The organism is Actinomadura scrupuli (genome assembly GCF_050971785.1).
GTDB classification, from domain to species: Bacteria; Actinomycetota; Actinomycetes; order Streptosporangiales; family Streptosporangiaceae; genus Actinomadura_E; species Actinomadura_E scrupuli.
In genome coordinates, this window is sequence record NZ_JBPCCU010000001.1 from 1,239,952 (window position 1) to 1,262,528 (window position 22,577).

General features: G+C 71.5%; 22 protein-coding genes. 11 read left to right on the forward strand and 11 right to left on the reverse strand.

Going from position 1 to position 22,577, the window contains the following annotated elements:
- The 5 genes from mftE to mftA are packed head-to-tail and all read right to left on the reverse strand — an operon-like array spanning window position 1 to window position 3,711.
- Complete coding sequence (gene mftE / locus ACRYCC_RS05710; protein ID WP_433809423.1) at window positions 1–771, reverse strand: mycofactocin biosynthesis peptidyl-dipeptidase MftE; 771 nt, start codon at window positions 769–771, stop codon at window positions 1–3.
- Window positions 772–801: 30 nt separating this feature from the next.
- Window positions 802–1,998, reverse strand: a complete 1,197-nt coding sequence (gene mftD, locus ACRYCC_RS05715; protein ID WP_433809424.1) for a pre-mycofactocin synthase MftD — start codon at window positions 1,996–1,998, stop codon at window positions 802–804.
- Window positions 1,999–2,034: 36 nt separating this feature from the next.
- A complete protein-coding gene (gene mftC / locus ACRYCC_RS05720; protein WP_433809425.1) occupies window positions 2,035–3,282 on the reverse strand; it encodes a mycofactocin radical SAM maturase in 1,248 nt (415 codons plus the stop codon).
- A complete protein-coding gene (gene mftB, locus ACRYCC_RS05725) occupies window positions 3,279–3,557 on the reverse strand; it encodes a mycofactocin biosynthesis chaperone MftB (protein WP_433809426.1) in 279 nt (92 codons plus the stop codon). The genes mftC and mftB overlap by 4 nt, the downstream gene beginning before the upstream one ends.
- Window positions 3,558–3,567: 10 nt before the next feature.
- Window positions 3,568–3,711 carry a mycofactocin precursor MftA gene (gene mftA / locus ACRYCC_RS05730; protein ID WP_433809427.1) on the reverse strand — a complete coding sequence of 48 codons (144 nt, stop codon included), beginning with the start codon at window positions 3,709–3,711 and terminating at the stop codon, window positions 3,568–3,570.
- Between the two features lie 168 nt (window positions 3,712–3,879).
- Here mftA and mftG point away from each other — a divergent pair, with 168 nt between their 5' ends.
- Window positions 3,880–5,442, forward strand: coding sequence for a mycofactocin dehydrogenase MftG (gene mftG, locus ACRYCC_RS05735; protein WP_433809428.1), 1,563 nt, complete (start codon window positions 3,880–3,882; stop codon window positions 5,440–5,442).
- Window positions 5,443–5,460: 18 nt separating this feature from the next.
- Here the strand turns inward: mftG and mftR are convergent, their stop codons facing one another.
- The 3 genes from mftR to ACRYCC_RS05750 all read right to left on the reverse strand — a co-directional run bounded on the left by mftR (window position 5,461) and on the right by ACRYCC_RS05750 (window position 8,898).
- Window positions 5,461–6,096 (reverse strand): mycofactocin system transcriptional regulator MftR, encoded by a 636-nt coding sequence (gene mftR, locus ACRYCC_RS05740; protein WP_433809429.1) that lies wholly within the window; start codon window positions 6,094–6,096, stop codon window positions 5,461–5,463.
- A gap of 196 nt (window positions 6,097–6,292) precedes the next feature.
- Window positions 6,293–7,384 (reverse strand): NAD(P)H-dependent amine dehydrogenase family protein, encoded by a 1,092-nt coding sequence (locus ACRYCC_RS05745; protein ID WP_433809430.1) that lies wholly within the window; start codon window positions 7,382–7,384, stop codon window positions 6,293–6,295.
- The gene (locus ACRYCC_RS05750) at window positions 7,381–8,898 is read right to left on the reverse strand and encodes an aldehyde dehydrogenase family protein (protein WP_433809431.1); all 1,518 of its coding nucleotides are present in this window, start codon (window positions 8,896–8,898) and stop codon (window positions 7,381–7,383) included. Before ACRYCC_RS05750 ends, ACRYCC_RS05745 begins: the two co-directional genes overlap by 4 nt.
- Window positions 8,899–9,191: 293 nt before the next feature.
- On the opposite strand from ACRYCC_RS05750, the gene ACRYCC_RS05755 reads away from it, so the two are divergent.
- From ACRYCC_RS05755 to ACRYCC_RS05770, 4 genes are read left to right on the forward strand one after another with little or no spacing between them, the layout of a single operon-like run.
- Window positions 9,192–9,998, forward strand: coding sequence for a TauD/TfdA dioxygenase family protein (locus ACRYCC_RS05755; RefSeq protein WP_433809432.1), 807 nt, complete (start codon window positions 9,192–9,194; stop codon window positions 9,996–9,998).
- Window positions 9,995–10,699: an SDR family NAD(P)-dependent oxidoreductase gene (locus tag ACRYCC_RS05760; RefSeq protein WP_433809433.1), complete on the forward strand. Its 705-nt coding sequence runs from the start codon at window positions 9,995–9,997 to the stop codon at window positions 10,697–10,699. Before ACRYCC_RS05755 ends, ACRYCC_RS05760 begins: the two co-directional genes overlap by 4 nt.
- A 40-nt stretch (window positions 10,700–10,739) precedes the next feature.
- Entirely contained in the window at window positions 10,740–11,648 is a 909-nt protein-coding gene (locus ACRYCC_RS05765; protein WP_433809434.1) for an alpha/beta hydrolase, read from the forward strand.
- 12 nt (window positions 11,649–11,660) lie between these two features.
- Window positions 11,661–12,980 (forward strand): AMP-binding protein, encoded by a 1,320-nt coding sequence (locus ACRYCC_RS05770; protein ID WP_433809435.1) that lies wholly within the window; start codon window positions 11,661–11,663, stop codon window positions 12,978–12,980.
- A gap of 55 nt (window positions 12,981–13,035) precedes the next feature.
- Here ACRYCC_RS05770 and ACRYCC_RS05775 read toward each other — a convergent pair whose 3' ends face one another.
- From ACRYCC_RS05775 to ACRYCC_RS05785, 3 genes are all read right to left on the reverse strand, one after another.
- On the reverse strand, window positions 13,036–13,764 hold the full coding sequence (locus tag ACRYCC_RS05775; protein WP_433809436.1) for an alpha/beta hydrolase fold domain-containing protein: 729 nt from the start codon (window positions 13,762–13,764) through the stop codon (window positions 13,036–13,038).
- Between the two features lie 34 nt (window positions 13,765–13,798).
- Window positions 13,799–14,518, reverse strand: a complete 720-nt coding sequence (locus tag ACRYCC_RS05780) for an enoyl-CoA hydratase/isomerase family protein (protein ID WP_433809437.1) — start codon at window positions 14,516–14,518, stop codon at window positions 13,799–13,801.
- Between the two features lie 197 nt (window positions 14,519–14,715).
- Window positions 14,716–15,549 carry a helix-turn-helix transcriptional regulator gene (locus ACRYCC_RS05785; protein WP_433809438.1) on the reverse strand — a complete coding sequence of 278 codons (834 nt, stop codon included), beginning with the start codon at window positions 15,547–15,549 and terminating at the stop codon, window positions 14,716–14,718.
- Window positions 15,550–15,624: 75 nt separating this feature from the next.
- Between ACRYCC_RS05785 and ACRYCC_RS05790 the strand changes: the two genes are divergently transcribed.
- The 6 genes from ACRYCC_RS05790 to ACRYCC_RS05815 all read left to right on the forward strand — a co-directional run bounded on the left by ACRYCC_RS05790 (window position 15,625) and on the right by ACRYCC_RS05815 (window position 22,529).
- Window positions 15,625–16,200, forward strand: a complete 576-nt coding sequence (locus tag ACRYCC_RS05790; protein WP_433809439.1) for a class I SAM-dependent methyltransferase — start codon at window positions 15,625–15,627, stop codon at window positions 16,198–16,200.
- Window positions 16,201–16,286: 86 nt separating this feature from the next.
- The gene (locus ACRYCC_RS05795; protein WP_433809440.1) at window positions 16,287–17,831 is read left to right on the forward strand and encodes an AMP-binding protein; all 1,545 of its coding nucleotides are present in this window, start codon (window positions 16,287–16,289) and stop codon (window positions 17,829–17,831) included.
- Window positions 17,832–17,860: 29 nt separating this feature from the next.
- Window positions 17,861–19,039 carry an amidohydrolase family protein gene (locus tag ACRYCC_RS05800; RefSeq protein ID WP_433809441.1) on the forward strand — a complete coding sequence of 393 codons (1,179 nt, stop codon included), beginning with the start codon at window positions 17,861–17,863 and terminating at the stop codon, window positions 19,037–19,039.
- A complete protein-coding gene (locus tag ACRYCC_RS05805; RefSeq protein WP_433809442.1) occupies window positions 19,036–20,508 on the forward strand; it encodes a FadD3 family acyl-CoA ligase in 1,473 nt (490 codons plus the stop codon). The genes ACRYCC_RS05800 and ACRYCC_RS05805 overlap by 4 nt, the downstream gene beginning before the upstream one ends.
- 42 nt (window positions 20,509–20,550) lie before the next feature.
- Window positions 20,551–22,128 (forward strand): methylmalonyl-CoA mutase family protein, encoded by a 1,578-nt coding sequence (locus ACRYCC_RS05810; protein WP_433809443.1) that lies wholly within the window; start codon window positions 20,551–20,553, stop codon window positions 22,126–22,128.
- Complete coding sequence (locus ACRYCC_RS05815; protein ID WP_433809444.1) at window positions 22,128–22,529, forward strand: cobalamin B12-binding domain-containing protein; 402 nt, start codon at window positions 22,128–22,130, stop codon at window positions 22,527–22,529. Before ACRYCC_RS05810 ends, ACRYCC_RS05815 begins: the two co-directional genes overlap by 1 nt.
- Window positions 22,530–22,577: the final 48 nt, after the last annotated feature.

The following is a 22,577-nucleotide window of genomic DNA, read 5'->3' on the forward strand; positions in this document are numbered from 1 at the left end:
CTACCGGGACGGTTCGTCGGGGTCGAGGAGCATGCCCTGGGGGTCGGCGCGCCAGGCCGCGATCCTGCGGACGGCGTCCGACACCATCGCCCGCACGATCTCCCGCCCGTGCTCGGCGGTCGCGCCGCAGGGGTCGCCGAGGACGCCCGACGGCGACACGGCGCGGACGCCGTGCGCCACGAGCTCCGGCATGATGCTCGCGAGCGGCCGGTCGTCGCCGGCGACCGCGCGGTCCATCCGCACCTGCCCGGGGGCGAGACAGAGCATGACCGAGGTCTCGGTGAAGCCGGCGTGGGCGTCGCCGCCGGGAACGCCGCAGCCGACCCAGGCGACGTCGTGCCCTTCGGCGCGCATCTGCCCGACGGCGGTACGCAGGCTCGGGACGTTGCCGCCGTGCCCGTTGACGAAGACGACGCGCTCCGCCCACAGGGCCAGGGAGCGCGTGGTCTCCACGATCACGGCGTGCAGGGCCTGGTGGCCGAGGGAGACCGTGCCGGGGAAGCCCGCGTGCTCGCCGCTCGACCCGTAGCCGAGTGCCGGCGCGACCAGCGGCGGACCGGCCGCGCCCGGCGGGAGGGCCGCGGCCACGCGCTCCGCGACGACCTGGGCGATCACGCTGTCCGTGGAGAGGGGCAGGTGGGGACCGTGCTGCTCGGTGGATCCGAGGGGGAGGAGCACGAGCGAGCCCGCGGGCAGGGACGGCCAGACCGCTCCCGCCAGGTCGCGGGCGTCCGTGGAGTCCGCATCGCCGGTCGTGCCGGTGCCGGTCATGTCGCGCCGGTCGTGTCTGGGCCGTTCATGTCACCGCGCGGGTTCGGCGGCCGTACGGCCGAGGGTGACCGCGAAGCCGGGCGGGATGTGCAGGTCGTCCGGGCAGAGCTGGTGCACGGAGGAGTGACCGAGGCCCAGGACCGCGGAGTCGAGGCCGCCGCGCAGGATGTCCAGGACGTTCTCGACCCCGGCCTGCCGGTTGGCGGCCAGGCCCCACAGGTAGGCGCGCCCGATGAGCACCGCCCGCGCGCCCAGGGCCAGCGCCTTGGCCACGTCCCCGCCGCGCCGCACGCCCCCGTCGAGCAGCACCTCGACCTGGTCCCCGACCGCCTCCGCGATGGACGGCAGCAGCCGGATGGTGGCGGGGGTGGTGTCCAGGTTGTTGCCGCCGTGGTTGGAGACCGACAGGGCCGTGACTCCCGCGTCGACCGCCCGCTTGGCGTCGTCCACCCGGGTCACGCCCTTGAGCAGGAAGGGGCCGCCCCACTCCTCGCGGAGCCACTTCACGTCGTCCCAGGTGGGGGGAGGGGTGTTCATCCACTCGCCGTAGGCGCCGAAGAACGTCGGGGCCTCGCCGCCCGGTGGCCGCAGGTTCGGCGCGGTGAGGTCCGGGATGCTCCTGGTGCGGGCGAAGCGCCACAGCCAGCCGGGCCGGGTCAGGACCGCGGGCGCCAGGCGCACCATGGTCTTAAGGTCGATCCTCTCCGGGATGGCGGGGCTGCCCCAGTCCCGGCCGTTGGAGAACGACCAGTCGAGGGTCACGATGAGCGCCTTGGCCCCGGCGCTCCTCGCCCGGTCCATCCGCTGCACCATCGCCTCGCGCTCGCCGCTCCAGTACATCTGGTAGAAGACGTTCGGGTTGGCCGCGCAGACCTCCTCGACGGGCCTGCTCGCGAACGAGCTCAGGCCCATGATGACGCCGCGGTTGGCGGCGGCGCGCGCGACGGCGACCTCGCCGTCGGGGTCCACGGCCTGCACGCCGGTGGGGGAGATCAGGATCGGCAACGACGTCTCCACGCCCAGCACCGTCGTGGACAGGTCCCGCACCGCGTGGTGCCCGACGACGCGGGGGGCGAAGCCGAGCTCGGCGAAGGCGTCCGTGTTGTCGTCGATCGTCCGGCCGCGCTCGGATCCGGCGACCAGCGCGCCGTAGACCATGCCCGGCAGGCGCTTCTCGGCCCTGCGCTGCGCTTCGGCCACGGTCTCGAACCAGGGGTTCCTGCTCATCTGTGCTGTCTCCTCGGTGGGGGCTGCCGGGCGGACTCAGGTGACCCGCAGGCCCGACAGCGGGTCCTCGGCGCACGCGCTCACCGGCGGCCGGTCCAGCTCCGGACGGCGCGTGAGCGTGAGGGGGACCGGACCCCCCCGGGCGGGAGCGGTGCGGCGGGAGTGATCCGCGATGGGCCTGGGGATGCCCGCCCGGTCCTCGGGCCGCTTGGCGAGCAGTTCCTCGCCGTAGCCCTGGACGCACTCGGGATCGGGGCCGTCCAGCGGCAGGCCGGTGAAGAACTTGGCGGCCATGCAGCCGCCCTTGCAGGTGTCGTAGAAGGCACAGGAACTGCACGCCCCGCCGCTTTGCGGTGACCGCAGGTCGCGGAAGAGCTTGGAGTCGCGCCAGACCCCCGCGAAGCCGCCGGGCCGCCGTACGTTCCCCGCGAGGAACTCCTCGTGGATCGCGAAGGGGCAGGCGTAGACGTCGCCGACCGGGTCGATGAGGCACACGACCCGTCCGGCCCCGCACAGATTGAGCCCGGGCAGCGCCTGCCCGTACGCGGACAGATGGAAGAAGGAGTCGCCGGTCAGCACCCCCTCGCCGTGCGCGACCAGCCAGTCGTACAGCTCGCGTTGCTGCTCGCGGGCCGGGTGCAGGTCGTCCCAGACGTCCGCGCCGCGCCCGGAGGGACGCAGCCTGGTCAGGCGGAGCTGGGCGCCGTAGCGGTCGGCCAGCGCCTTGAACTCGTCCAGTTGCGGGATGTTGTGCCGCGTGCAGACGACCGAGAGCTTGAAGTTCTTCATCCCGGCGTCGGCGAGGTTGCGCATGGCGGTCACGGCGGTGTCGTAGGAGCCCGGGCCGCGCAGCGCGTCGTTGACCTCGGCGGTGGCGCCGTCGAGGGAGATCTGGACGTCGACGTAGTCGTTGGCGGCCAGCCGCCGGGCGGCGGCGGGGGTGATCCGGACGCCGTTGGTGGAGAACTTGACGCCGACGTGGTGCGCGGTGGCGTAGTCCAGGAGCTCCCAGAAGTCGGGGCGCACGGTCGGCTCTCCACCGCCGATGTTGACGTAGAAGACCTGCATGGCCTCCAGCTCGTCGATGACGGCCTTGGCCTCCGCGGTGCTCAGCTCACGAGGGTCGCGCCGCCCGGAGCTGGACAGGCAGTGCGCGCAGGCCAGGTTGCAGGCGTAGGTGAGCTCCCACGTCAGGCAGATCGGCGCGTCGAGCCCGTACTCGAACAGGTCGACCAGCCGGGACCCGGACGCGGGCTCGGCCACCCGCGGGGCGGTGACGGTCATGGGGCGGTCCTTTCGACGAGCATGGACGACCGGAAGAGCGCCGTCAGCGCGGCGTGGTAGCGCGGCAGGTCGGAGGCGGGGACGCCGCACGCCGTGCAGGCGGCGCGGGCCGAGGGCGTCTCCGCGAGGGAGCGCACGACGTCGAGCAGCAGCCGGTCCTTGAGGAACGACAGCTTGCGCGTCCCGAAGTGGTAGAGCAGCGCGCCGAACGGTTCCGGCCGCACGGAGACCTGCGGATGCAGGTCCCAGGCGCCGTCGAGGTCGATCCCGGGCACCGTGCGGTCCCTAGTAGACGCCGCACATGCCGTCGATCGAGACCTCTTCGATGAGCGACTCGGCGGCGGAGGTCTCCTCGTCGTGCACCTCTTCGGCGGCGAGTCCGGTGGCGACTTCGGCGGGCTCGGTGACAAGGGCGTGGGTCTCGCTCATGGAAGCTCCCTCAGAGCACGTGGCGGCCATCGCGATGTACGACTTACACGACTTAGCTGACATCGCGCGTATTTGGGGGGAATAGTATTTGCATTGAGTGCCAAAAGATAGGTCGCCGATGAAAGTCGCTCGTTCACCTGCGGGTTTCCCTTCCGGTGACTCCTCGTCGTGAGAACCCGCGCGACGCGACACCCGGACGTGCTCGTGGTCGGGGCGGGCGGCAGCGGAGCCGTCCTGGCGGCTCGGCTCAGCGAGGACCCCGACCGTGAGGTCCGGGTCCTGGAGGCCGGGCCGGTGCCGAGGAGGGTGTCGGAGTTCCCCACCGGGCTACTGGACGCGCGGCTCGTCCCAGGCGCGCAGCCGGGCCACGGCTCCGTCCGGTCGTATCCCGCCCATCTCACCCCAGAGCGCCCGTACGCGGTGCCGAGGGGGCGGATCCTCGGCGGTTCCACCACCGTCAACGGCGGCTACTTCGTCCGGGCGCGGCGCGCGGACTTCGATCGCTGGGCCGCGCACGTGGGCGACGGCTTCTGGTCGTACGAGCGCGTCCTGCCGTTCCTGCGCTCGCTGGAGACCGACCTCGACCACGGGGCCGGTCCGCTGCACGGGGGCACCGGGCCGATCCGGGTCCGCCGCACCGGAGTGGGCCACCCCGCCGTGGCGGCGTTCGGCCGCGCGGCCCGCGAGATGGGCTTTCCGGAGGAGCCGGACAAGAACGCTCAGGACCCTCCCGGTTTCGGCCCCCTTCCGTCGAATGCGGTCGGCGGGCAGCGGATCAACACCGGGATCGCCTACCTCCTGGGAGCGCTCGGACGGCCGAACCTCACCGTGACGGGTGGGTGCACCGTGCGCTCGGTGACGGTCAGCCGCGGCCGGGCGACCGGCGTGGTGGCCGAGCACGCCGGGCGACGGTTCGTGGTGGAGGCCGGGGAGGTCGTGCTCTGCGCCGGTTCGTTCGCCTCACCGCAGGTGCTGCACCTGTCGGGGATCGGACCGGCACACGACCTCGCGCGTCTCGGCGTTCCGGTCGTCCAGGACCTCCCCGCGGTCGGGGCCACGTTCAGCGATCACCCTCAGGTGGTGATGGAGTGGACGCCCCGGCGGCCGATGGCCGAGCCGTCCGGTTCGTGGCTGGGCGGCGCCCTGCACCTGTCCTCGTCCGGCGGCCCCCCCGAGGGGGATCTGGAGATCCTGCAGTCGCTCGTGCCGATCGCCGGCCTGGTCGGCGGTGCGGTGGCGGTCCCCGGCGCGCCCCTGCCCTTCCTCGTGTCCGTGCTGAGTCCGCGGACGAGTGGCCGCCTGTCCACGCGGTCGGCGGATCCCGAGGTCCCGCCGCGCATCGAGTACGGATACCTGGAGACGAACGGCGACCGGTGCCGGATGCGCGAGGCGGTCCGGACGACGGCGGCCCTGATCGCCGCCGACGCGTTCGGCGAGGTCGCCGCGGGACCGGCGGAACCCGGGCCGGAGATCCTGGCGGACGACCGTGCGCTCGACCGGTGGATACGCGCGCGGCTCGGCACGTCCCAGCACACCTGCGGCACCGTCCCGATGGGCCCGGCCGGTGCGCCGTCGGCCGCGGTCGACGCCTACGGAAGGGTGCACGGGCTCAGCGGCCTTCGCGTGGCCGATACCTCGATCCTCCCGACGGCGCCGCTGCGCGGCCCGGCCGCGACGGCCGTTCTCGTCGGCGAGCTGATCGCCCACGCCATCCGCCAGGAATTGGGCTGATCACCGCGCGGGAAGGCTTCACGGTTCGGGTCTGCGCTCCAGGCCGTCCAGGCCCGCCGCGATCCGGCCGATGGTCTCCGCCAGCAGCTCCGACAGCCCGGTGCCGTCCTCGGCCGCCAGCCAGTGCTCGTACGCCGAGACCGCGGCCGCGAGGAGGGCGTGGCCGGCGAGCCGGGGGAGCATCGCGGAGGGCGGCAGCCCGGTGCGCTCCGCCACGAACTCCGTGACGATCGCCCGCCAGGAGGCATAGCGGAGCGTCGCGTCGGCCTGCAGGGCGGGCACTCCCAGGATGAGCTCCATGCGCTGGCGGTGCCAGGGCACGTCCGCGACGTCGAACCGGTTGAACTCCACGACGGCCTCGCGGAGGGCGTCCATCATCGGCGTGCGCGGATCGGTCCTGGCCAGGAGCTCCCGCAGCGTCAGCAGATGGGCTTCGAAGTCACCCCACACCAGATCGTTCTTGGACGCGAAGTAGTGGAAGAACGTCCTGCGGCCGATGCCCGCGGCGGCGGCGATGTCGTCGACCGTGGTGTCGCCGAAACCCTGCCGCGCGAACAGCTCGAAGCCCAGCCGTTCGAGGGCCGCGCGTGAGGTCACCCGCGGCCTGCCCATCACCGCCTGGTCGCCGCGCCTGCCCCTGCCGGGATGCGTCACGTGCGGCCGTCCCCGGCCGTCCGGGCGCTGGCGGCCGGGGCCGCCGGCTCGTCCCGTACGCGTAGCTCACCTGTCATGTCTCCCAGGCTGCCACGACCGGCCCGGCAAGGCGGTGTTCATCGGCCCGCCGGGCCCGGCGGACCCCGCGGGGGGACGCCGGCGGGCAGATCCGCGGCGTTCCCGCCCCGTCGTGTGGTCACCCGAACACCGGGACGATCTGCGGCAGGTCGGCCGTCGTGCGGATTCCCGGGGGTGCCGCGCAGACGAAGGGCACGGCGTTGACGGCGCGGTTGGCCGTCAGTCCGGGCGACACCGCGGCCCACCGTTCGATGGGCACCGGGAAGTGGATGTCGAGGTCGAGCGGGGCGTCGCCCTCGACCGAGACGTGCCAGCCGGTGGCGCGGACGTCCCATCCGGGATCGAGGTCGGTGGAGCAGTACCAGGCGGCGCGAAAGCGCAGCACCGGCCGGCCGCCCCGCATCCCCGACACCGTCATCCGCTGTGCGGCGACGGTGCCGGCCGCCAGGACCCCGGCGGCGATCTCGACCGGGCGGCGGGCGACCGCGACCTCCCCGCTCGCCTCCACGGAGTCGAGGGGCATCGAGAGCGTGTCGGCGAGGAGACGGAGCGACGGGCCGAAGCTGCTCCGCCCATGCGACAGCCGGCGTTCGTCGAACTCCGCGGGAGGCTTGCCGAAGCCCATCACGTCGAAGAGCAAGCCCGGCGAGTCGCGTCGCGAGAGATCGGCGAACTCGTCGATCGTGATGGCGTCGAGCCGCCGTTGGATCGACGCCAGGACCAGCGGGAGGGCCTCGGTGATGAATCCCGGGCTGCTGCCGGTGCTGTGGATCGAGGTCTCGCCGAGGTCGCACGCGGCCTCGACCCGTTCGCGGACCGCGGGGTCGAGGCCGGCGGGATGATGGAACTCGCCCCGGGTCGTCACGATGTTCACGCCCGACGCCAGCAGCCGGCAGACCTCGTCGACATCGCAGGAGCGCGGCATGTACAGGACGCAGTCGGCGCCGAGCCCGAGCACCTCCTCGATGTCACGCGTCGCGGTGACCCCGGTCGTCCCGAGCCCGCACAGCTCGCCGGCGTCGACCCCGGCCTTGGCCTCCGTATGGACGTACACCCCGGCCAACGCAAGGTGCGGGTGCTCGATCACCGACCGCAGCGCGTGGGTGCCGATGTTCCCCGTGGCCCACTGGACGACGCCGCGCGGTGCCCGCGCCGCCTCCGCGGGGCCGCCGGGCGCCGGGAGACGCTCCTCCTGCCGTGCCGCCGTCATGCGACCACCGCGCCGAAGGCCTTGCTCTCCAGGAACTCCTCGAGCCCGGCGGCGCCCATCTCGCGGCCGATGCCCGACTGCTTGTACCCGCCGAACGGCACGTCGGCGGAGAAGTAGTCGCCGCCGTTGATGCTGAACGTCCCGCTGCGGATCCTGCGGGCCACCGCGACGGCGCGCTCCTGGTCACCGCTGTGCACCGCGCCGGAGAGACCGAAGATCGAGTTGTTGGCGATGCGCACCGCGTCGTCCTCGTCGTCGTACGGGATGACGGCGAGGACCGGCCCGAAGACCTCCTCCTGCGCGATCTCGCTGTCCGGGTCGACCCCGCTGAGCAGGGTCGGGGTGTAGAAGAAGCCGGGATCGACGCGCTCGCCGCCGGTCACGAGCTTCGCGCCCGCCGCGACGGCCCGTCGCACCAGCCCGTCCACCTTGTCGCGCTGCCGCTCGCTGATGAGCGGTCCCATGTACGTCCGGGGATGGGCGGGATCGCCGTACCGCACGCGGCCGAGGCCGGCCGCGACCTGCTCGACGATCTCGTCGTGCCGTGCCCTCGGCACGAGCAGCCGGGAGGTGAGCGCGCAGCCCTGCCCGGAGTGCGCGCAGATGGTGAAAGCCGCGAACATCGCGGCGGCGGCGAGGTCGGCGTCGTCCAGGATGATCATGGCGGACTTGCCGCCGAGCTCCAGGAAGACGCGTTTCACCGTACGGCTCGCGGCTTCCATGATCCGGCGGCCGGTGGCCGTGGAGCCGGTGAAACTGATCATGTCCACGTCGGGGTGGGTGGTGAGGGCCTCGCCGACCGCGGCCTCGGACGAGGTCAGGATGTTGACCACGCCGGGCGGGATGTCCGTGTGGCGGGCGATCAGCTCGCCCAGAGCCAGCGTGACCAGCGGCGTGTCCGGAGAGCCTTTGAGCACGACCGTGCATCCCGCCGCGAGCGCGGGAGCCAGCTTGGCCAGCGCGAGCTGGTTGGGATAGTTGTACGGGATGATCGCGGCGACCACCCCCGCGGCCTCCTTCTCCACCCAGCGGCGATGACGCCGGCCCCGGCTCTCGACCTCGCCGAGGTCCTGGGTCATGGGGTAGGTCTCGAGCAGATCGGCGTAGTACTTGACGATCTTGATGGGGTCGTCGAGCTGGGGGCCGTAGGTGAGCATGCGGGGCGCGCCGACCTCCGCGATCGTCAGCTCGCGCAGCTCCTCGCTGTGCTCGGTCAACGCCCGGTGGAGCTGGTCGAGACACCGGACGCGGGCCTCCGGGTCGGTCGGCCAGCCGGTGGTGTCGAACGCACGGCGGGCCGCCGCGACACCGGCTCTGGCCTCGACGACCGTGGCGTCCGGTGCCTGGCCGAGCACCTCGCCGGTCGCGGGATTGACCGAGGGGAACGTCCGTCCGGCCTCGACGAGGCGTCCGTCGATGAGCAGGCGCCGCACCGCGTCCTGCGCCCGAATGCCGTCCTCGCCGGTTCCCCGCGCGGGGTCCGTGGCGATCGGCACGTTGTCCTGAGATTTCATCCCGTCTCCTTCTTAATGACTGGAAACTACATTCTCATAATTTGCAAATCAATCGTCCGAGGAGGCCGGGCCGGGCCCGGCCGGTCTGCCGGCGCCCGTGATGCCCGTCTTCGCGGAGGTATTTGCTGCTCAGAAGGCGATCGTCCGGCCTGGAGCCTGCGCGCGCGGGGGCGGAGATTGTCGCGGTGGCCGCTGAGCTGGGCGACGTCTCATACGTCACAAGGTTGTCATTCGGGGCTTCCGGAAGGGACTCCGGTGAGATTAGGATTCTCGTACTAGGAAGGGAGATTCTCGTGATCGAGACGACAGCGCTGAGCCCGAACCTGGGCGTGGAGGTCACCGGCGTCGAGGATTTGCTCGACGCCGCGCTGATCAGCCGGTGCCTGGAAGCACTGAAGTGGCGCGGAGTCCTGCTCATCCGTGGCCTGCACCTGGATGACGAAGCCCAGCTCGCCTTCAGCCGCAAGCTGGGCGAGGTCGTGACGCTGGGTGGAAACGAGATCTTCAAGGTTTCCCTCGACCCGGCGACGAACCCGTCCGCCGAGTACCTCAAGGGCACCTTCTTCTGGCACATGGACGGCACCACCGACCGGGTGCCCATCAAGGCGACCACTTTGACGGGCCGGCACGTGGCCATGGTGGGCGGCGGGACCGCGTTCGCCAGCACCTACGCCGCCTACGAGAACCTGTCCGAAGAGGACCGCAAGCGCTACGACGATCTGCGCGTGGTGCACAGCTTCGAGGCGGCGCAGCGGCTGGTGAAGCCCGATCCGACCGAGAAGGAGCTCGCGATCTGGCGCACCCAGCGCCCGCAGGAGACGTCACTGGTCTGGAAGCGCCGCGACGGCCGCCGCTCGCTCGTGATCGGCGCGACGGCCGACCACATCGTCGGCATGGAGCCCGCCCGGAGCCGGGCGCTCCTTGACGAGCTTCTCGCCTGGTGCACTCAGGACCGCTTCTGCTACACCCACGAGTGGCAGGTCGGCGACCTGGTGATGTGGGACAACACGGGCATGCTGCACCAGGCGCTGCCGTACGACGTCGCCTCCGAGCGAACCCTGCACCGGACCACCATCGTGGGCGACGAGGCACTCTCGTGAAGACCGCCGTCGTGACCGGTGGCGGCTCGGGCATCGGCCTGGCCATCAGCGAGCGGCTGAGCGCCGACGGCTACCACGTCGCCGTGCTCGATCTCAAACCCGGCGACACGGGGGTCTCCCAGGTGGCCGACGTGACGGACCCCGCACAGGTGAACGCCGCGCTGGCCGCCGTCAGGGAACGCCTGGGCCCGATCACCATCCTGGTCAACGCGGCCGGGCTGGACGGCTTCAAGCGCTTCTCCGACCTCACGTTCGAGGCCTGGCAGCGGGTGATCGACGTCAACCTGAACGGTGTCTTCCACTGCGTCCAGGGCGTGCTCCCCGACATGCTGGACGCCGGATGGGGGCGGATCGTCAACATCTCCTCCTCGAGCGCGCACTCGGGCCAGGCGTTCATGGCGCACTACGTGGCGGCCAAGTCGGCGGTCAACGGGCTCACCAAGGCGCTGGCGCTGGAACTCGGGCCGAAGGGCATCACGGTGAACGCCGTGCCACCGGGTTTCATCGACACCCCGATGCTGCGCAGGGCCGAGCAGCGCAACCTGCTCGGCGGCTCGATAGCGGATCACATCGAGCGGACGCCCGTCCGTCGCGTGGGCCGGCCGGAGGACATCGCGGCCACCTGCGCGTTCCTGGTCGCCGACGAGGCCGGATACATCACGGGCCAGATCCTGGGCGTGAACGGCGGGCGCAACACATGAGCCGCGCCCCCTCGCCCGCGCAGGTCATGCCGATTCCGGCATGACGCCCGAAGACGGCCCTGGGACGGCCCACGTCGTGGAGGTCGGCGGCGTTCCGATGTCGGCGCTGGTACGGGAGGCGCCGCGGCCCAGGGCGGTCGTCCTCGCCCTGCACGGCGGTGCGACGACCTCGGTGTACTTCGACGCCCCGAACCGGCCGCGGCTGTCGCTGCTCCGGACCGGCGCCGCGCTCGGCTTCACCGTCATCGCCCTCGACCGCCCGGGTTACGGTGACTCCGCCGCGCACGCCGGCCGGATGTTCCCGGCCGCCCGGCGCGTCGATCTCGCGTACGCGGCCGTGGAGCGGCTGCTCGCGTCGCGTCCCCGGGGCGCGGGTGTGTTCGTGATGGCGCATTCGAGGGGCTGCGATCTGGCGCTGCGGATGGCGGGCGACGAGCGGGGCGCGGATCTGCTGGGCCTGGAGCTCGCCGGCACCGGGCGGCGGATGCAGCCCCGGGCCGTCGCGGTCCAGGCGGCGAGAAGGGGAGCCGGCCCGTCGCCGAACGGTGCCGGAACCGGTCTGCGTGACCTGCTGTGGGGGCCGCCGGGCCTCTACCCGGCCGAGGTCGCCGGCGGCGCGGGCATCTCCTCTCCCGCTCCCGCCTACGAGGGCGTTGAGGCGGAGCGCTGGATGGAGGAGTTCCCGAGGCTCGCCGCCCGGGTGCGCATCCCGGTTCACTACACCCTCGGCGACCACGAGAGGTGGTGGCGAGCCGGGCCGGCGGCGCTGGCCGACGTCGCGGCCCTGTTCACCGCCTCCGCCCGGGTCGCCGTCCACGAGCAGGCGGGCGGCGGTCACAACCTGAGCCTCGGGCTGTCGGCTCTGTCGTATCACCTGCAGGTACTGTCGTTCGCCGAGGAATGCGTGCTGGCCCGAGAGAAGACTCTTAATTCCATAAATGGAGAATGATATTCTCCAGCCATGTATCACCTGGGATGGCAGGCGGAGCAGCAGCCCGATGCGGTCGCGGTCATCGAGAGCGGCGGCCGGACCGTGTCCTACGCCGAACTCGACGCGCGCTCACGTCACCTCGCGGCGGCGCTCGGCAAGAAGCCGGGAGACTCGATCGCCATCCGGATGCCCAACGGCGCGGCGTTCCTCGAGGTCGCCTGGGCCGCACAGCGTTCGGGCCTTTACTACACGCCGGTCAACGCACACCTGCTTCCCGCCGAGATCGACGAGATGGTGGAGGGGAAGCTGCTGGTCACCGAGGAGGTGTACGAGCGCCTTCTCGCCACGCCCGTCACGCGGGAGCCGGAGGAGTGCGAGGGGCGGGAGCTGCTCTACTCCGGGGGCACGACCGGGCGTCCCAAGCCCGTGCGCAAGCCGCTCACCGCGGGCCCGATGGGCGACCAGGCGGACGCGTGCGTGCAGATCGCGCTGGGTCTGGCCCGGTACGGCATGGGCCCCGGCACCGTCTACCTCTCACCGGCCCCGCTCTACCACGCGGCGCCGCTCGTGTACTGCATGTCGCTGCTCAGACTGGGCGGCACCCTCGTCGTCATGGACCGCTTCGACGCGGCCGGCTGCCTGGAGCTGATCGAACGGCACCGGGTCACGCACGCCCAGTTCGTCCCGACGATGTTCGTCCGGCTCCTGAAGCTGCCGGCCGAGGAGCGCGCCAGGGACCTGAGCAGCCTGCGGCTGGTCTTCCACAGTGCCGCGCCCTGCCCGGTCGAGGTCAAACGGCGGATGCTCGACTGGTTCGGCCCGATCATCCACGAGTACTACTCCGGGACCGAGGGGTACGGCCACACGGCCATCGGGCCGCAGGAGTGGCTGGCGCACCCGGGGTCGGTGGGCAAGCCCACCGGCGACGTCCATATCGAGGACGGCGTGGTCTACTTCGGCGAGCGCACCCTGGGCGACGTCGGATACCTCGATGACGACGGCTATCTCTATCTGACCGACAGGGTCGCGCACATGATCGTGTCCGGTGGCGTCAACATCTATCCGCAGGAGGCCGAGAACGTCCTGGTGATGCACCCGGACGTCGCCGACGTCGCGGTGATCGGGGTCCCGGACCCGGAGATGGGCGAGCGGGTCCTCGCGGTGGTCGAGCCGGCGGCCGACGTGACCGAGGAGGAGCTTCTCGCGTACTGCCGGGAGCGGCTCGCCTCGTACAAGTGCCCGCGCGGCGTCGACTTCGTGCCGGAGCTGCCCAGGGACCCCAGCGGAAAGCTGCGCAAGGGCCTCCTGCGGGAGGCGTACTGGCAGGACCACGACACCAGGATCGTCTGAACGGCCGGCCAGGCCGGCGGTACCCCCGCCCGGTGCGGCTCCGCGAGCACCGGGCCTACGGCGGAGAGATCGGCAGCCGCTCCGCGTCACCACGGCCGGTGGCGGTGCCGGGCCCGCCGTGCGTGTCGGGACGGTCGCCGGCCAGGAAGGGGGCCATCGTCGCCACCGCCTCCTGGTGGAGCGTGGTCGCGTCCGGCAGGACGCGCAGGTCCACCGTGACGCCGGACCGTGCGGCCCGGGCGGCGAACGCCAGCGAATCGTCCAGCAGGGGATCGGTGCCCGCCGTCAGGAGCTGGACCGGCGGCAGGCCGTGCAGGTTGGCGAAGAGCGGGCTCACCAGGGGGTCGGCCAGCCGGCTGCCGGCGGCGTACCGCGTGACGTGCCGCCGGAGCTCGACGACGTCGAAGGTGGGATCGGCGCCCGCGTTGAGACTGAGGCTCGGCGCCTCCAGGGTCAGGTCGAGCAGCGCCGAGACCAGCACCGCGCGGCGGGGGAGGGGAGCGCCGAGATCGCGCAGGCGGATCAGCAGCGCCGCAACGAGCCCGGCACCCGCCCGCTCGCCCGCCACCACCACCGGGCCGGAGGCCCGGCAGTGGCGGTAGGCGGCCTGGACGTCCTCGAGTGCCGCGGGGAAGGTGGGCCGGTGGCGGGCGCAGACGACGGCGGCCCCGGTCCGCAGGGCGAGGGGTGCGGCCAGATCGAGTGCCGCATGCGGGGTGCCACTGAGGTCGCGGTCACCTCGCAGATACAGGACGACCGTCTCGACGGGGCCCGGGGGGCGCACGACCGGTCCCACCGGGCTCGCTTCGATCCGCAGGTCACTTACCACGCCGCATCGCCCTTTCCACTGCCTGCCAGTGCTCGTCGGCCACCCAGAGGCGCGCGAAGGTGCGCGCCGCCTCTTCCGCGGAGACGGCACCCGACGTGATGTGCTTGACCTCCCGGGTGGGCCCGTCGGCGAGCGACCTGGCCAGGGAGCGCCAGCCCTCCGCGAAGGAGGCCCGCGGCAGGACCTGGTCCACCAGCCCCAGTTGCCCGGCCTCGGCGGCGCCGAGCAGGGAGCCGGTGCCGGCGAGCAGGAGGGCCCTGCCTCTGCCGACCAGCGCGGCGAGCCGTTCGGCACCGCCCCAGGCCGGCATGATCGCGAGGGTCGCCTGGGTGAATCCGATCTTTATGTCGTCGGCGGCCACCCGGATGTCGGCGGCCACCGCGACCTCGGCCCCGCCGCCCAGGGCATGGCCGTTCAGCGCGGCGATCACCGGGGCGGGGAAGGCCGCGAGCCGATCGCAGATCCGCCGCATCCGCAGCGCCATGGCCGTCGCCTCGTCCTCGGTACGGATCGCGGCCAGTTCCTTCAGGTCGCCTCCTGAGACGAACGCCCGGTCGCCCGCCCCGGTGATGACGAGGGCCCGGGCGCCGGCCGCCGCGTCGAGGGCCTTCTCCAGCTCGCCCATCGTGGCCGGCGCGATGGCGTTGCGGGCCTGGGGGCGGTTGATGGTGATGACCGCCAGCCCCTGCTCCAGCTCAAGATCTACCATGCCAGCCTCTCCAGCGGTGATATGAGCATTCTCATTTTTCGCGAACAGTATATTCGCCGATGGGGGCCGCAATCCAGATGGACGCCGATCTACCTGTCCGGCCCGGGCACGGTCCGGCGGCCCCTGGACGGCATGACCTGATCCGGGCCGAGCCGGTGTCGTCCCGCCTCGACGGCACCTCCGGACGCGCCGCGTCCTCAGGTGCTCGCCGTCTTCGGCCTCTCCTGGCGGAAGGCGGTGGGCGTCTGCCCGGAGTAGGCCTGGAAGGCCCGGCTGAAGGCGCTCGCGCTGTCGAATCCCACGGCCGTGGCCACGCCGAGCACGGTGTCGTCGCGCCGGATCAGCAGCGTCATGGCGTGCAGCAGCCTGCTGTGCAGGAGGTACTGGCGCCACGTCATGCCGGTCGCGGTGCGGAACCGGCGCCGCAGGGTGCGCTCGGAGACGGCGGCGGCACGGCAGACCTCGTCGAGCGAGACCGAGGCCAGGTGCTCGTCGGTGTACCGCATGACCGCCGTGATCAGCGGGTCCGGGCTGGTCGGCAGGTAGAAGGGCCGCTCGTGGTCCAGGCGTTCGAGGACGAGGCCGGCCAGGGTCTCGAAGTAGGAGTCGGCGGTGGCGTCGCTGGCCGGGCGGCCTATCGGCCAGCGCGCGGCATAAATGATCATCTCTCGGAAGACCGGCTCCACCGGCAGGACCCTGGCCCGCCCCGCCGTGTCGCGTACCAGCCCTGGATCGAAGAACACCGAGACGGTCCTGGCCTTGTCGAAGGAGCTCTTGTGCGCGAGCCCGGCCGGTATCCACACCGCCTGCCGGGACGGCAGGCGGTGGCGCGCCGCCCTGGTCTCGACCTCGACGATCCCCTCGAAGGCGTACTCGAGCTGGTGCAGGTCGTGACGGTGCCACGAGGTGGCGGCGGTGTCGCCCTCGTACGAGTACGACCCCGCGGCCACTCCCGCCTCGCCGCGCAGTGCCACCCATCGGGAGGTGGCCGCGGGGGGCGGTGAATCGGCCGTTCGCGCAAAGCCGGTCATCGCCGATGACTGTACTCATGGAGGTATGACTCCCGCCTACCGGCCGTACCGTCCGGCCGACCCGGAGGCCGCGCGATGAACCAGTCCCACCTGACCTACCTGGCGAGCCCCGAATGGGCCCGGACGCTGCGCACCGAACTGCTGCCCTGGCTGCAGGAGACGGCCGACCTCGGCGACGACGTGCTGGAGATCGGACCCGGTCCCGGGCTCACCACGGACCTGCTCCTGCGACTGACCGCCAAGGTGACCGCCATCGAGATCGACCCCGGCCTCGCCGCGCAACTGCGCACCAGGCTCCAGGACGCTCCCGTGGAGGTCGTCCAGGGCGACGCCACCACCGTCGATCTGGCGCCCGGCCGGTTCTCGGCGGCGACCTGCTTCTCGATGCTGCACCACATGGAGTCACCGGAGGAGCAGGACCGGCTGTTCGCACGGCTGCACCACGTCCTTCGTCCCGGCGCGGTACTCCTGGGAGTCGACTCCCTCGACACGGAGCTGATCCGGGGCGGCCATATCGACGACACCTTCGTCCCGGTCGACCCCGACACCCTCGACCGGCGGCTCCAGGCGGCGGGGTTCACCGACGTCACCGTGACCAGGACGAACGAGCACCAGTTCCGGTTCAGCGCGCGGAAGCCGCTGGATCTCTAGGTCCCGGCCGCGGGCCGGCAAGTCTTGGAATTTCCCTTCTCTGACTGAGAGAGTGTAGTTCTCGTCTCACGGAGGGAACCCTCACCATGCGAACGATCCCCGCCGAGCTGGTCAAGCGGTACGAAGCCGAGGGCTGGTGGACTCAGGACACGATCGGTGACCTCCTGGCGCGTGGGCTCGCCGCAGCTCCCGAGGCCGCGTTCCGCGTGCACTCGGCCGTACGGCCGTGGTCGGGGACCTTCCGTGACGTCGAGCGGGTCGCGCGCAGGCTGGCCGGGGGCCTGCGCGCGCGAGGCGTCGGCCCCGGTGACGTGATCGCGTTCCAGCTGCCCAACTGGATGGAGGCCGCCGCGGTCTTCTGGGCATCGGCGTTCCTGGGTGCGGCCGTGGTGCCGGTCGTCCACTTCTACGGGCGCAAGGAGCTCGGCTACATCCTGGACGCGATCGAGCCTCGCGTCTTCGTCACGGCCGAGCGGTTCGGGCGGATGGAGTGCCAGCCCGACCTGTACGCGGAAGTGCCCATCGTCGGTGTGGTGGGGCGCGACTTCGACGACCTGCTCAGTGCCGACCCCATGCCCGGCACCGTCGCGGCGGACCCGGCGGGCCCCGCTCTGATCGCGTTCACCTCCGGCACCACACGCGATCCCAAGGGCGTCGTCCACAGCCATCGGACGCTCGGCTGCGAGACGCGCCAGCTCGCCGGGCTCTACCCGCCCGACCGGGGCCGGCAGCTCACCGCGACCCCCGTGGGGCACTTCATGGGCATGGTGAACGCCTTCCTGATCCCGGTGCTGGACGGTACGCCGGTGAACCTCACCGACGTCTGGGACCCGGGCCGGGCGCTGGCGCTGATGACGGGCGAGGGCCTCACGGTGGGAGGCGGCGCGACCTACTACGTCACGAGCCTCCTCGACCATCCCGACTTCACGGCCCGGCATCTGCCGCACATGAAGTACGTGGGCCTCGGCGGCTCGTCGGTCCCGGCGGCGGTCACCACCCGGCTGGCGGATCTCGGCATCACGGTGTTCCGCTCCTACGGCAGTACCGAGCACCCGTCGATCACGGGCTCGCGGCACACCGCGCCCGAGCGCAAGCGGCTGTACACCGACGGGAACGTCCTGCCCGGCGCGGAGATCCGGCTGGACGCCGACGGCGAGATCCTCAGCCGGGGCCCGGATCTGTGCCTCGGCTACACCGACGAGGCCCTGACCGAGGCGGCGTTCGACGAGGACGGCTGGTACCGCACGGGTGACATCGGCGTGATCGACGAGGACGGCTACCTCACGATCACCGACCGCAAGGCCGACTTCATCATCCGCGGTGGCGAGAACATCAGCGCTCTGGAGGTCGAGGAGGTGCTTCTCGCGATGCCCGGTATCGCGGAGGCCGCGGTGGTGGCCGCTCCCGACCCGCGACTCGGTGAACACGCCGCGGCGGTCGTACGGCTGAGGCTCGAATTCCCCCTCCCCACGATGGACGAGCTGCGGGCCCATCTCCACAGGTCAGGGCTGGCCCGGCAGAAATGGCCGGAGGAACTGCACGCCGTGGACGACTTTCCGCGCACCGCCAGCGGCAAGATCCAGAAGTTCCTTCTCCGTCAAGACATTGCAGTACGCCAGGGTCGAGAATAAGATTCTCGCAATCAGCAAGGGAGGATCTCATGTCGTCGCGCGTTCTGCCGTATCCGTTGTTCGACGCGGACAACCATCTGTACGAGACCGAGGAGGCGCTGACCAAGTACCTTCCGGAGCAATACCGGAGCGCGATCCAGTACGTGCAGGTGAACGGCCGTACGAAGATCGCGATCCGCGGTCAGATCAGCGAGTACATCCCCAACCCCACCTTCGAGGTCGTCGCCCGCCCCGGCGCGATGGAGGACTACTTCCGGGTGGGCAACCCCGAGGGCAAGAGCCGCCGCGAGATCTTCGGCGAGCCGATGCGGTCGATCCCGGCCTTCCGGGAGCCCGGGCCGCGCCTGAAGCTCATGGACGAGCTGGGCATCCAGCAGACCCTGATGTTCCCCACGCTGGCGTCCCTCATCGAGGAGCGGATGCGGGACTCACCCGAACTTATCCACGCGGTCGTGCACGGTCTCAACGAGTGGCTGCACGAGACCTGGTCGTTCAACTACCAGGACCGCATCTTCACCACCCCGGTGATCAGCCTGCCGATCGTGGAGAAGGCGATCGCCGAGCTCGACTGGGTCGTCGAGCGCGGTGCGCGCGCGATCCTGGTGCGGCCCGCGCCCGTTCCGGGCTACGGCGGTTCGCGCTCGTTCGCGCTGCCCGAGTTCGATCCGTTCTGGCGGCGCGTGGTCGAGCACGGTGTCCTGGTCGCGATGCACTCCTCCGACAGCGGCTACGCCCGGTACACCAGCGACTGGGAGGGCGGCGGCAAGGAGATGCTGCCGTTCAAGGCGGACGCCTTCCGGGCGATCGCCGAGTGGCGGCCGATCCAGGACGCGGTGGCCTCGTGGGTCTGCCACGGCGCACTGTTCCGGGTCCCCGGGCTGAAGATCGCGGTGATCGAGAACGGTTCGTCCTGGGTGGCGCCGCTGCTGAAGACGCTGGCCGACGTCTACAAGAAGATGCCGACGGAGTTCGCCGGCGACCCGGTCGCGGCCCTCAAGCAGAGCATCCATGTCAGCCCGTTCTGGGAGGAGGACATGGCCGAGCTGGCCGACCTCATCGGCGTCGACCGGGTGCTGTTCGGCTCGGACTACCCGCATCCCGAGGGGCTGGCGGACCCGGTCTCCTACGTCGACGCCCTCGGCAAGCTGAGCGAAGAGGACCAGGCCAAGATCATGGGCGGCAACCTGGCCCGGCTCATCGCGAAATGAAGTGGGAGACCATCCCCCGGATGGTGCTGAGCGCCGCCGACCGCTTCGGCGACGCCGAGGCGATCGTGGACGGGCCGGTCCGGCTCACCTTCACCGAGCTGGCCGGCCGTGTCCGCGTCGCCGCGGGCGCCTTCGCGGAGGCGGGGATCGAGAAGGGCGACCGGGCGGCGATCTGGGCGCCCAACTCCGCCGAATGGATCATCGCGGCGTTCGGCCTGCTGACCGCCGGTGGAGTGATGGTTCCGGTCAACACCAGGTTCAAGGCGGATGAGGCGGGCGACATCATCCGCCGGAGCGGGGCGAAGGCCGTACTCGTCCAGAAGGGCTTCCTCGGCCTGGACTACGCGGGCCCCCCGGGCGTACCGGTGATCGACCTGAAGTCGGACTTCCTCTCCAGCGGCTCGCCCTTCGAACGGGGGGTGAGCGGCGAGGACGTCTGCGACATCTCGTTCACCTCCGGGACGACCGGGCGGCCCAAGGGCGTCCTGATGACCCACGCCCAGACCCTCCGGCTGTACGCGGAGTGGTGCGACCTGGCCGACCTGCGGGAAGGCGACCGGTACCTGATCGTCAACCCGTTCTTCCACATCTTCGGGTACAAGGCGGGCTGCATCGCGTCCCTGATCCGCGGCGCCACCATCATTCCGGTGCCGGTCTTCGATGTAGACCAGGTGCTCGACCTGGTGGAACGCGAGAAGGTGACGATGCTGCCGGGCCCGCCCACGCTCTACCACTCGCTGCTGTCGGCACCGGGCGAGCGCGACCTGTCGTCCCTGCGTGCGGCCGTGACCGGCGCGGCCGACATCCCGGTGGAGCTCATCCGCCGGATCAGGAGCGAGCTGCCCTTCCAGTCGATCATGACCGGATACGGGCTGACGGAGGCGGGGACGGTCACCGCGTCCAGGCCCGGCGACTCGTTCGAGGACATCGCGACGACGGTCGGCACGCCGTGCGACGGCGTCGAGGTGCGCATCGCCGGCGACGGCGAGGTGCTGGTCCGCGGGTACAGCGTCATGAAGGGATACCTCGACGACCCGACCGCGACCGCCGAGGCGATCGATCAGGACGGCTGGCTGCACACCGGAGACCTCGGGACGCTGGACGACCGGGGGCACCTGCGGATCGTCGGCCGCAAGAAGGACATGTTCATCGTGGGCGGCTTCAACGCCTACCCGGCCGAGATCGAGGGCTTCCTCCTGGAGCATCCGGCCATCGCCCAGGTCGCGGTGGCGGGAGTCCCGGACGAGCGGCTCGGTCAGGTGGGGAAGGCCTTCGTGGTCCGGCACGGCCCTGTCTCGGCGGAGGATCTGATCGCCTGGAGCCGTGCGCGGATGGCCGGGTTCAAGGTGCCCAGGTACGTGGAGTTCCTCGACGAACTGCCGCTGAACGCGACCGGCAAGGTGATGAAGGACCAGTTGCTTCGTGGTCACGAGGCCGGCCAGGACCGGGCCGCCCCCGCCGGGCAGTGAACCGGTATCGGCATTCTCTCTTCGAAAGAAACGCATGCAGAGATGAACGACTTCGCCCAGACCTCGTCCGGCATCCCCCTCCAGCCGGTCTACGGACCGGCGGACCGGCATGCCGAGCCGCCCGACCCGGGCCGCTTTCCCTTCACGCGCGGGAACTTCCCCTCCGGTTACCGGGGGCGCCTGTGGACCTTCCGGCAGTACTCCGGCTTCGGTACCGCAGAGGAGTCCAACCGCCGGTACCGCTATCTGCTGGACCAGGGCGGCACCGGGCTGTCCGTGGCGCTCGACCTGCCCACCCAGTGCGGCTACGACTCCGACGACCCCGAGGTGAGCGAGGAGGTCGGCCGGGTGGGTGTCGCGGTCGACACCCTCGCCGACGCCGAGATCCTCTTCGAGGGCATCCCGCTCGACCGGATCAGCACGAGCTTCACCATCAACGGGACGGCCGCGATCCTGCTGGCGTTCTACGTGGCCGCCGCCGAGCGCAAGGGTGTGCCACGGGCCGCGCTCACCGGGACGATCCAGAACGACATCCTCAAGGAGTACGCCTCGCGCGGCACCTGGATCTGGCCACCCGAGCCGTCCCTGCGGCTGATCGCCGACACCATCGAGTTCTGCGCGGCCGAGGTGCCGAGGTTCAACGCCATCTCGGTGGCCGGCGCGCACTTCCGTGACGCCGGGGCCAACGCCGTGCAGGAGATGGCCTTCACCCTCGCCGACGGGGTCACCTACTGCGACACCGTGCTGGCCCGCGGCCGTATGACGATCGAGGAGTTCGCTCCCCAGATCTCCTTCTTCTTCTACACGCACGGCGACTTCTTCGAGGAGATCGCCAAGTACCGGGCGGGACGCCGGCGCTGGGCGACGATCGTACGGGAGCGCTACGGGGCGACCTCGGACAAGGCGTCGATGTTCCGCTTCGGCTGCGTCGCGGGCGGCGCCTCCCTGTACGCCCCCCAGGCGCAGAACAACATCGTCCGGGTGGCCTACGAGGCGATGGCCTCGGTGCTGGGCGGCGTCCAGTCGATGTTCACCGCCGCCTGGGACGAGCCGTTCGCGCTGCCCAGCGAGGAGTCGGCGACGCTCGCCCTGCGCACCCAGCAGATCCTCGCCCACGAGACCGGCGTCGCACGGGTCGTGGATCCGCTCGGCGGCTCGTACTTCGTCGAGGCGCTCACCGACGCCACGGAGGCCGGCATCGTCGAGATCATGGAAGACCTCGACCGGCACGGCGGCATGGTCCGGGCGATCGAGGACGGCTACCTGCAGGGCATGATCGCCGACGAGGCGTACCGGCTCCACCAGGAGATCGAGGCGGGCACCCGGCCGGTCGTCGGCGTCAACCGTTTCGTCTCCGCCGAGCCGGCCCCCGAGCTCGCGACCTACGAGCTGGACGCGGCGGGCCGCGAGCGGCAGCTGAAGCGGCTCGCCAGGGTGAAGGCCGAGCGCGATCCCGCGGCGGTCCGGGCCCGGCTGGACGACCTGGCGCGTGCCGCGGAGGGCACCGGTAACCTCATGGGCCCCCTGATCGACTGCGCGAACGCGTACTGCACGGTCGGGGAGATGGTCGCCGTGCTCAAGGCGGCCTGGGGCGAGTTCCAGCAGCCGGTGGTGTTCTGATGCCGGCCCGGGTCCTGATCGCCAAGCCCGGTCTGGACGGCCATGACCGCGGCGCCAAGATCGTCGCACGCGCGCTGCGCGACGCCGGCTTCGAGGTCGTCTTCACCGGCATCCGCCAGCGCATCGAGGACATCGTGGCGATCGCCCTCCAGGAGGACGTGGCCGTCGTCGGTCTGAGCATCCTGTCCGGTGCGCATCTCGCGCTGACCACCCGCACCATCGAGGCACTCCGGGCCGCCGACGCCGCCGACATCGCCGTCGTCGTCGGCGGCACGATCCCCCAGGCCGACGTCCCTGGCCTGCGGTCCGCGGGCGCCGCCGCGGTCTTCCCGACCGGTACCCCCCTCGACGTCCTCGTGACGGAGTTGCGGGCGCTGACCGGCACCCCCGCCCCACCCTGAACCCTCTGCGCGGCGTGCGGAGGGCGACGGCCGGGCCGACCTGCCCGG

Bases quoted from the DNA above. Each gene is read 5' to 3' on its own strand.
- mftE (WP_433809423.1), bottom strand. From the start codon at position 771: ATGACCGGCACCGGCACGACCGGCGATGCGGACTCCACGGACGCCCGC.
- mftD (WP_433809424.1), bottom strand. From the start codon at position 1,998: ATGAGCAGGAACCCCTGGTTCGAGACCGTGGCCGAAGCGCAGCGCAGG.
- mftC (WP_433809425.1), bottom strand. From the start codon at position 3,282: ATGACCGTCACCGCCCCGCGGGTGGCCGAGCCCGCGTCCGGGTCCCGG.
- mftA (WP_433809427.1), bottom strand. From the start codon at position 3,711: ATGAGCGAGACCCACGCCCTTGTCACCGAGCCCGCCGAAGTCGCCACC.
- ACRYCC_RS05745 (WP_433809430.1), bottom strand. From the start codon at position 7,384: ATGACGGCGGCACGGCAGGAGGAGCGTCTCCCGGCGCCCGGCGGCCCC.
- ACRYCC_RS05750 (WP_433809431.1), bottom strand. From the start codon at position 8,898: ATGAAATCTCAGGACAACGTGCCGATCGCCACGGACCCCGCGCGGGGA.
- ACRYCC_RS05765 (WP_433809434.1), top strand. From the start codon at position 10,740: ATGACGCCCGAAGACGGCCCTGGGACGGCCCACGTCGTGGAGGTCGGC.
- ACRYCC_RS05770 (WP_433809435.1), top strand. From the start codon at position 11,661: ATGTATCACCTGGGATGGCAGGCGGAGCAGCAGCCCGATGCGGTCGCG.
- ACRYCC_RS05780 (WP_433809437.1), bottom strand. From the start codon at position 14,518: ATGGTAGATCTTGAGCTGGAGCAGGGGCTGGCGGTCATCACCATCAAC.
- ACRYCC_RS05785 (WP_433809438.1), bottom strand. From the start codon at position 15,549: ATGACCGGCTTTGCGCGAACGGCCGATTCACCGCCCCCCGCGGCCACC.
- ACRYCC_RS05790 (WP_433809439.1), top strand. From the start codon at position 15,625: ATGAACCAGTCCCACCTGACCTACCTGGCGAGCCCCGAATGGGCCCGG.
- ACRYCC_RS05795 (WP_433809440.1), top strand. From the start codon at position 16,287: ATGCGAACGATCCCCGCCGAGCTGGTCAAGCGGTACGAAGCCGAGGGC.
- ACRYCC_RS05800 (WP_433809441.1), top strand. From the start codon at position 17,861: ATGTCGTCGCGCGTTCTGCCGTATCCGTTGTTCGACGCGGACAACCAT.
- ACRYCC_RS05805 (WP_433809442.1), top strand. From the start codon at position 19,036: ATGAAGTGGGAGACCATCCCCCGGATGGTGCTGAGCGCCGCCGACCGC.
- ACRYCC_RS05810 (WP_433809443.1), top strand. From the start codon at position 20,551: ATGAACGACTTCGCCCAGACCTCGTCCGGCATCCCCCTCCAGCCGGTC.
- ACRYCC_RS05815 (WP_433809444.1), top strand. From the start codon at position 22,128: ATGCCGGCCCGGGTCCTGATCGCCAAGCCCGGTCTGGACGGCCATGAC.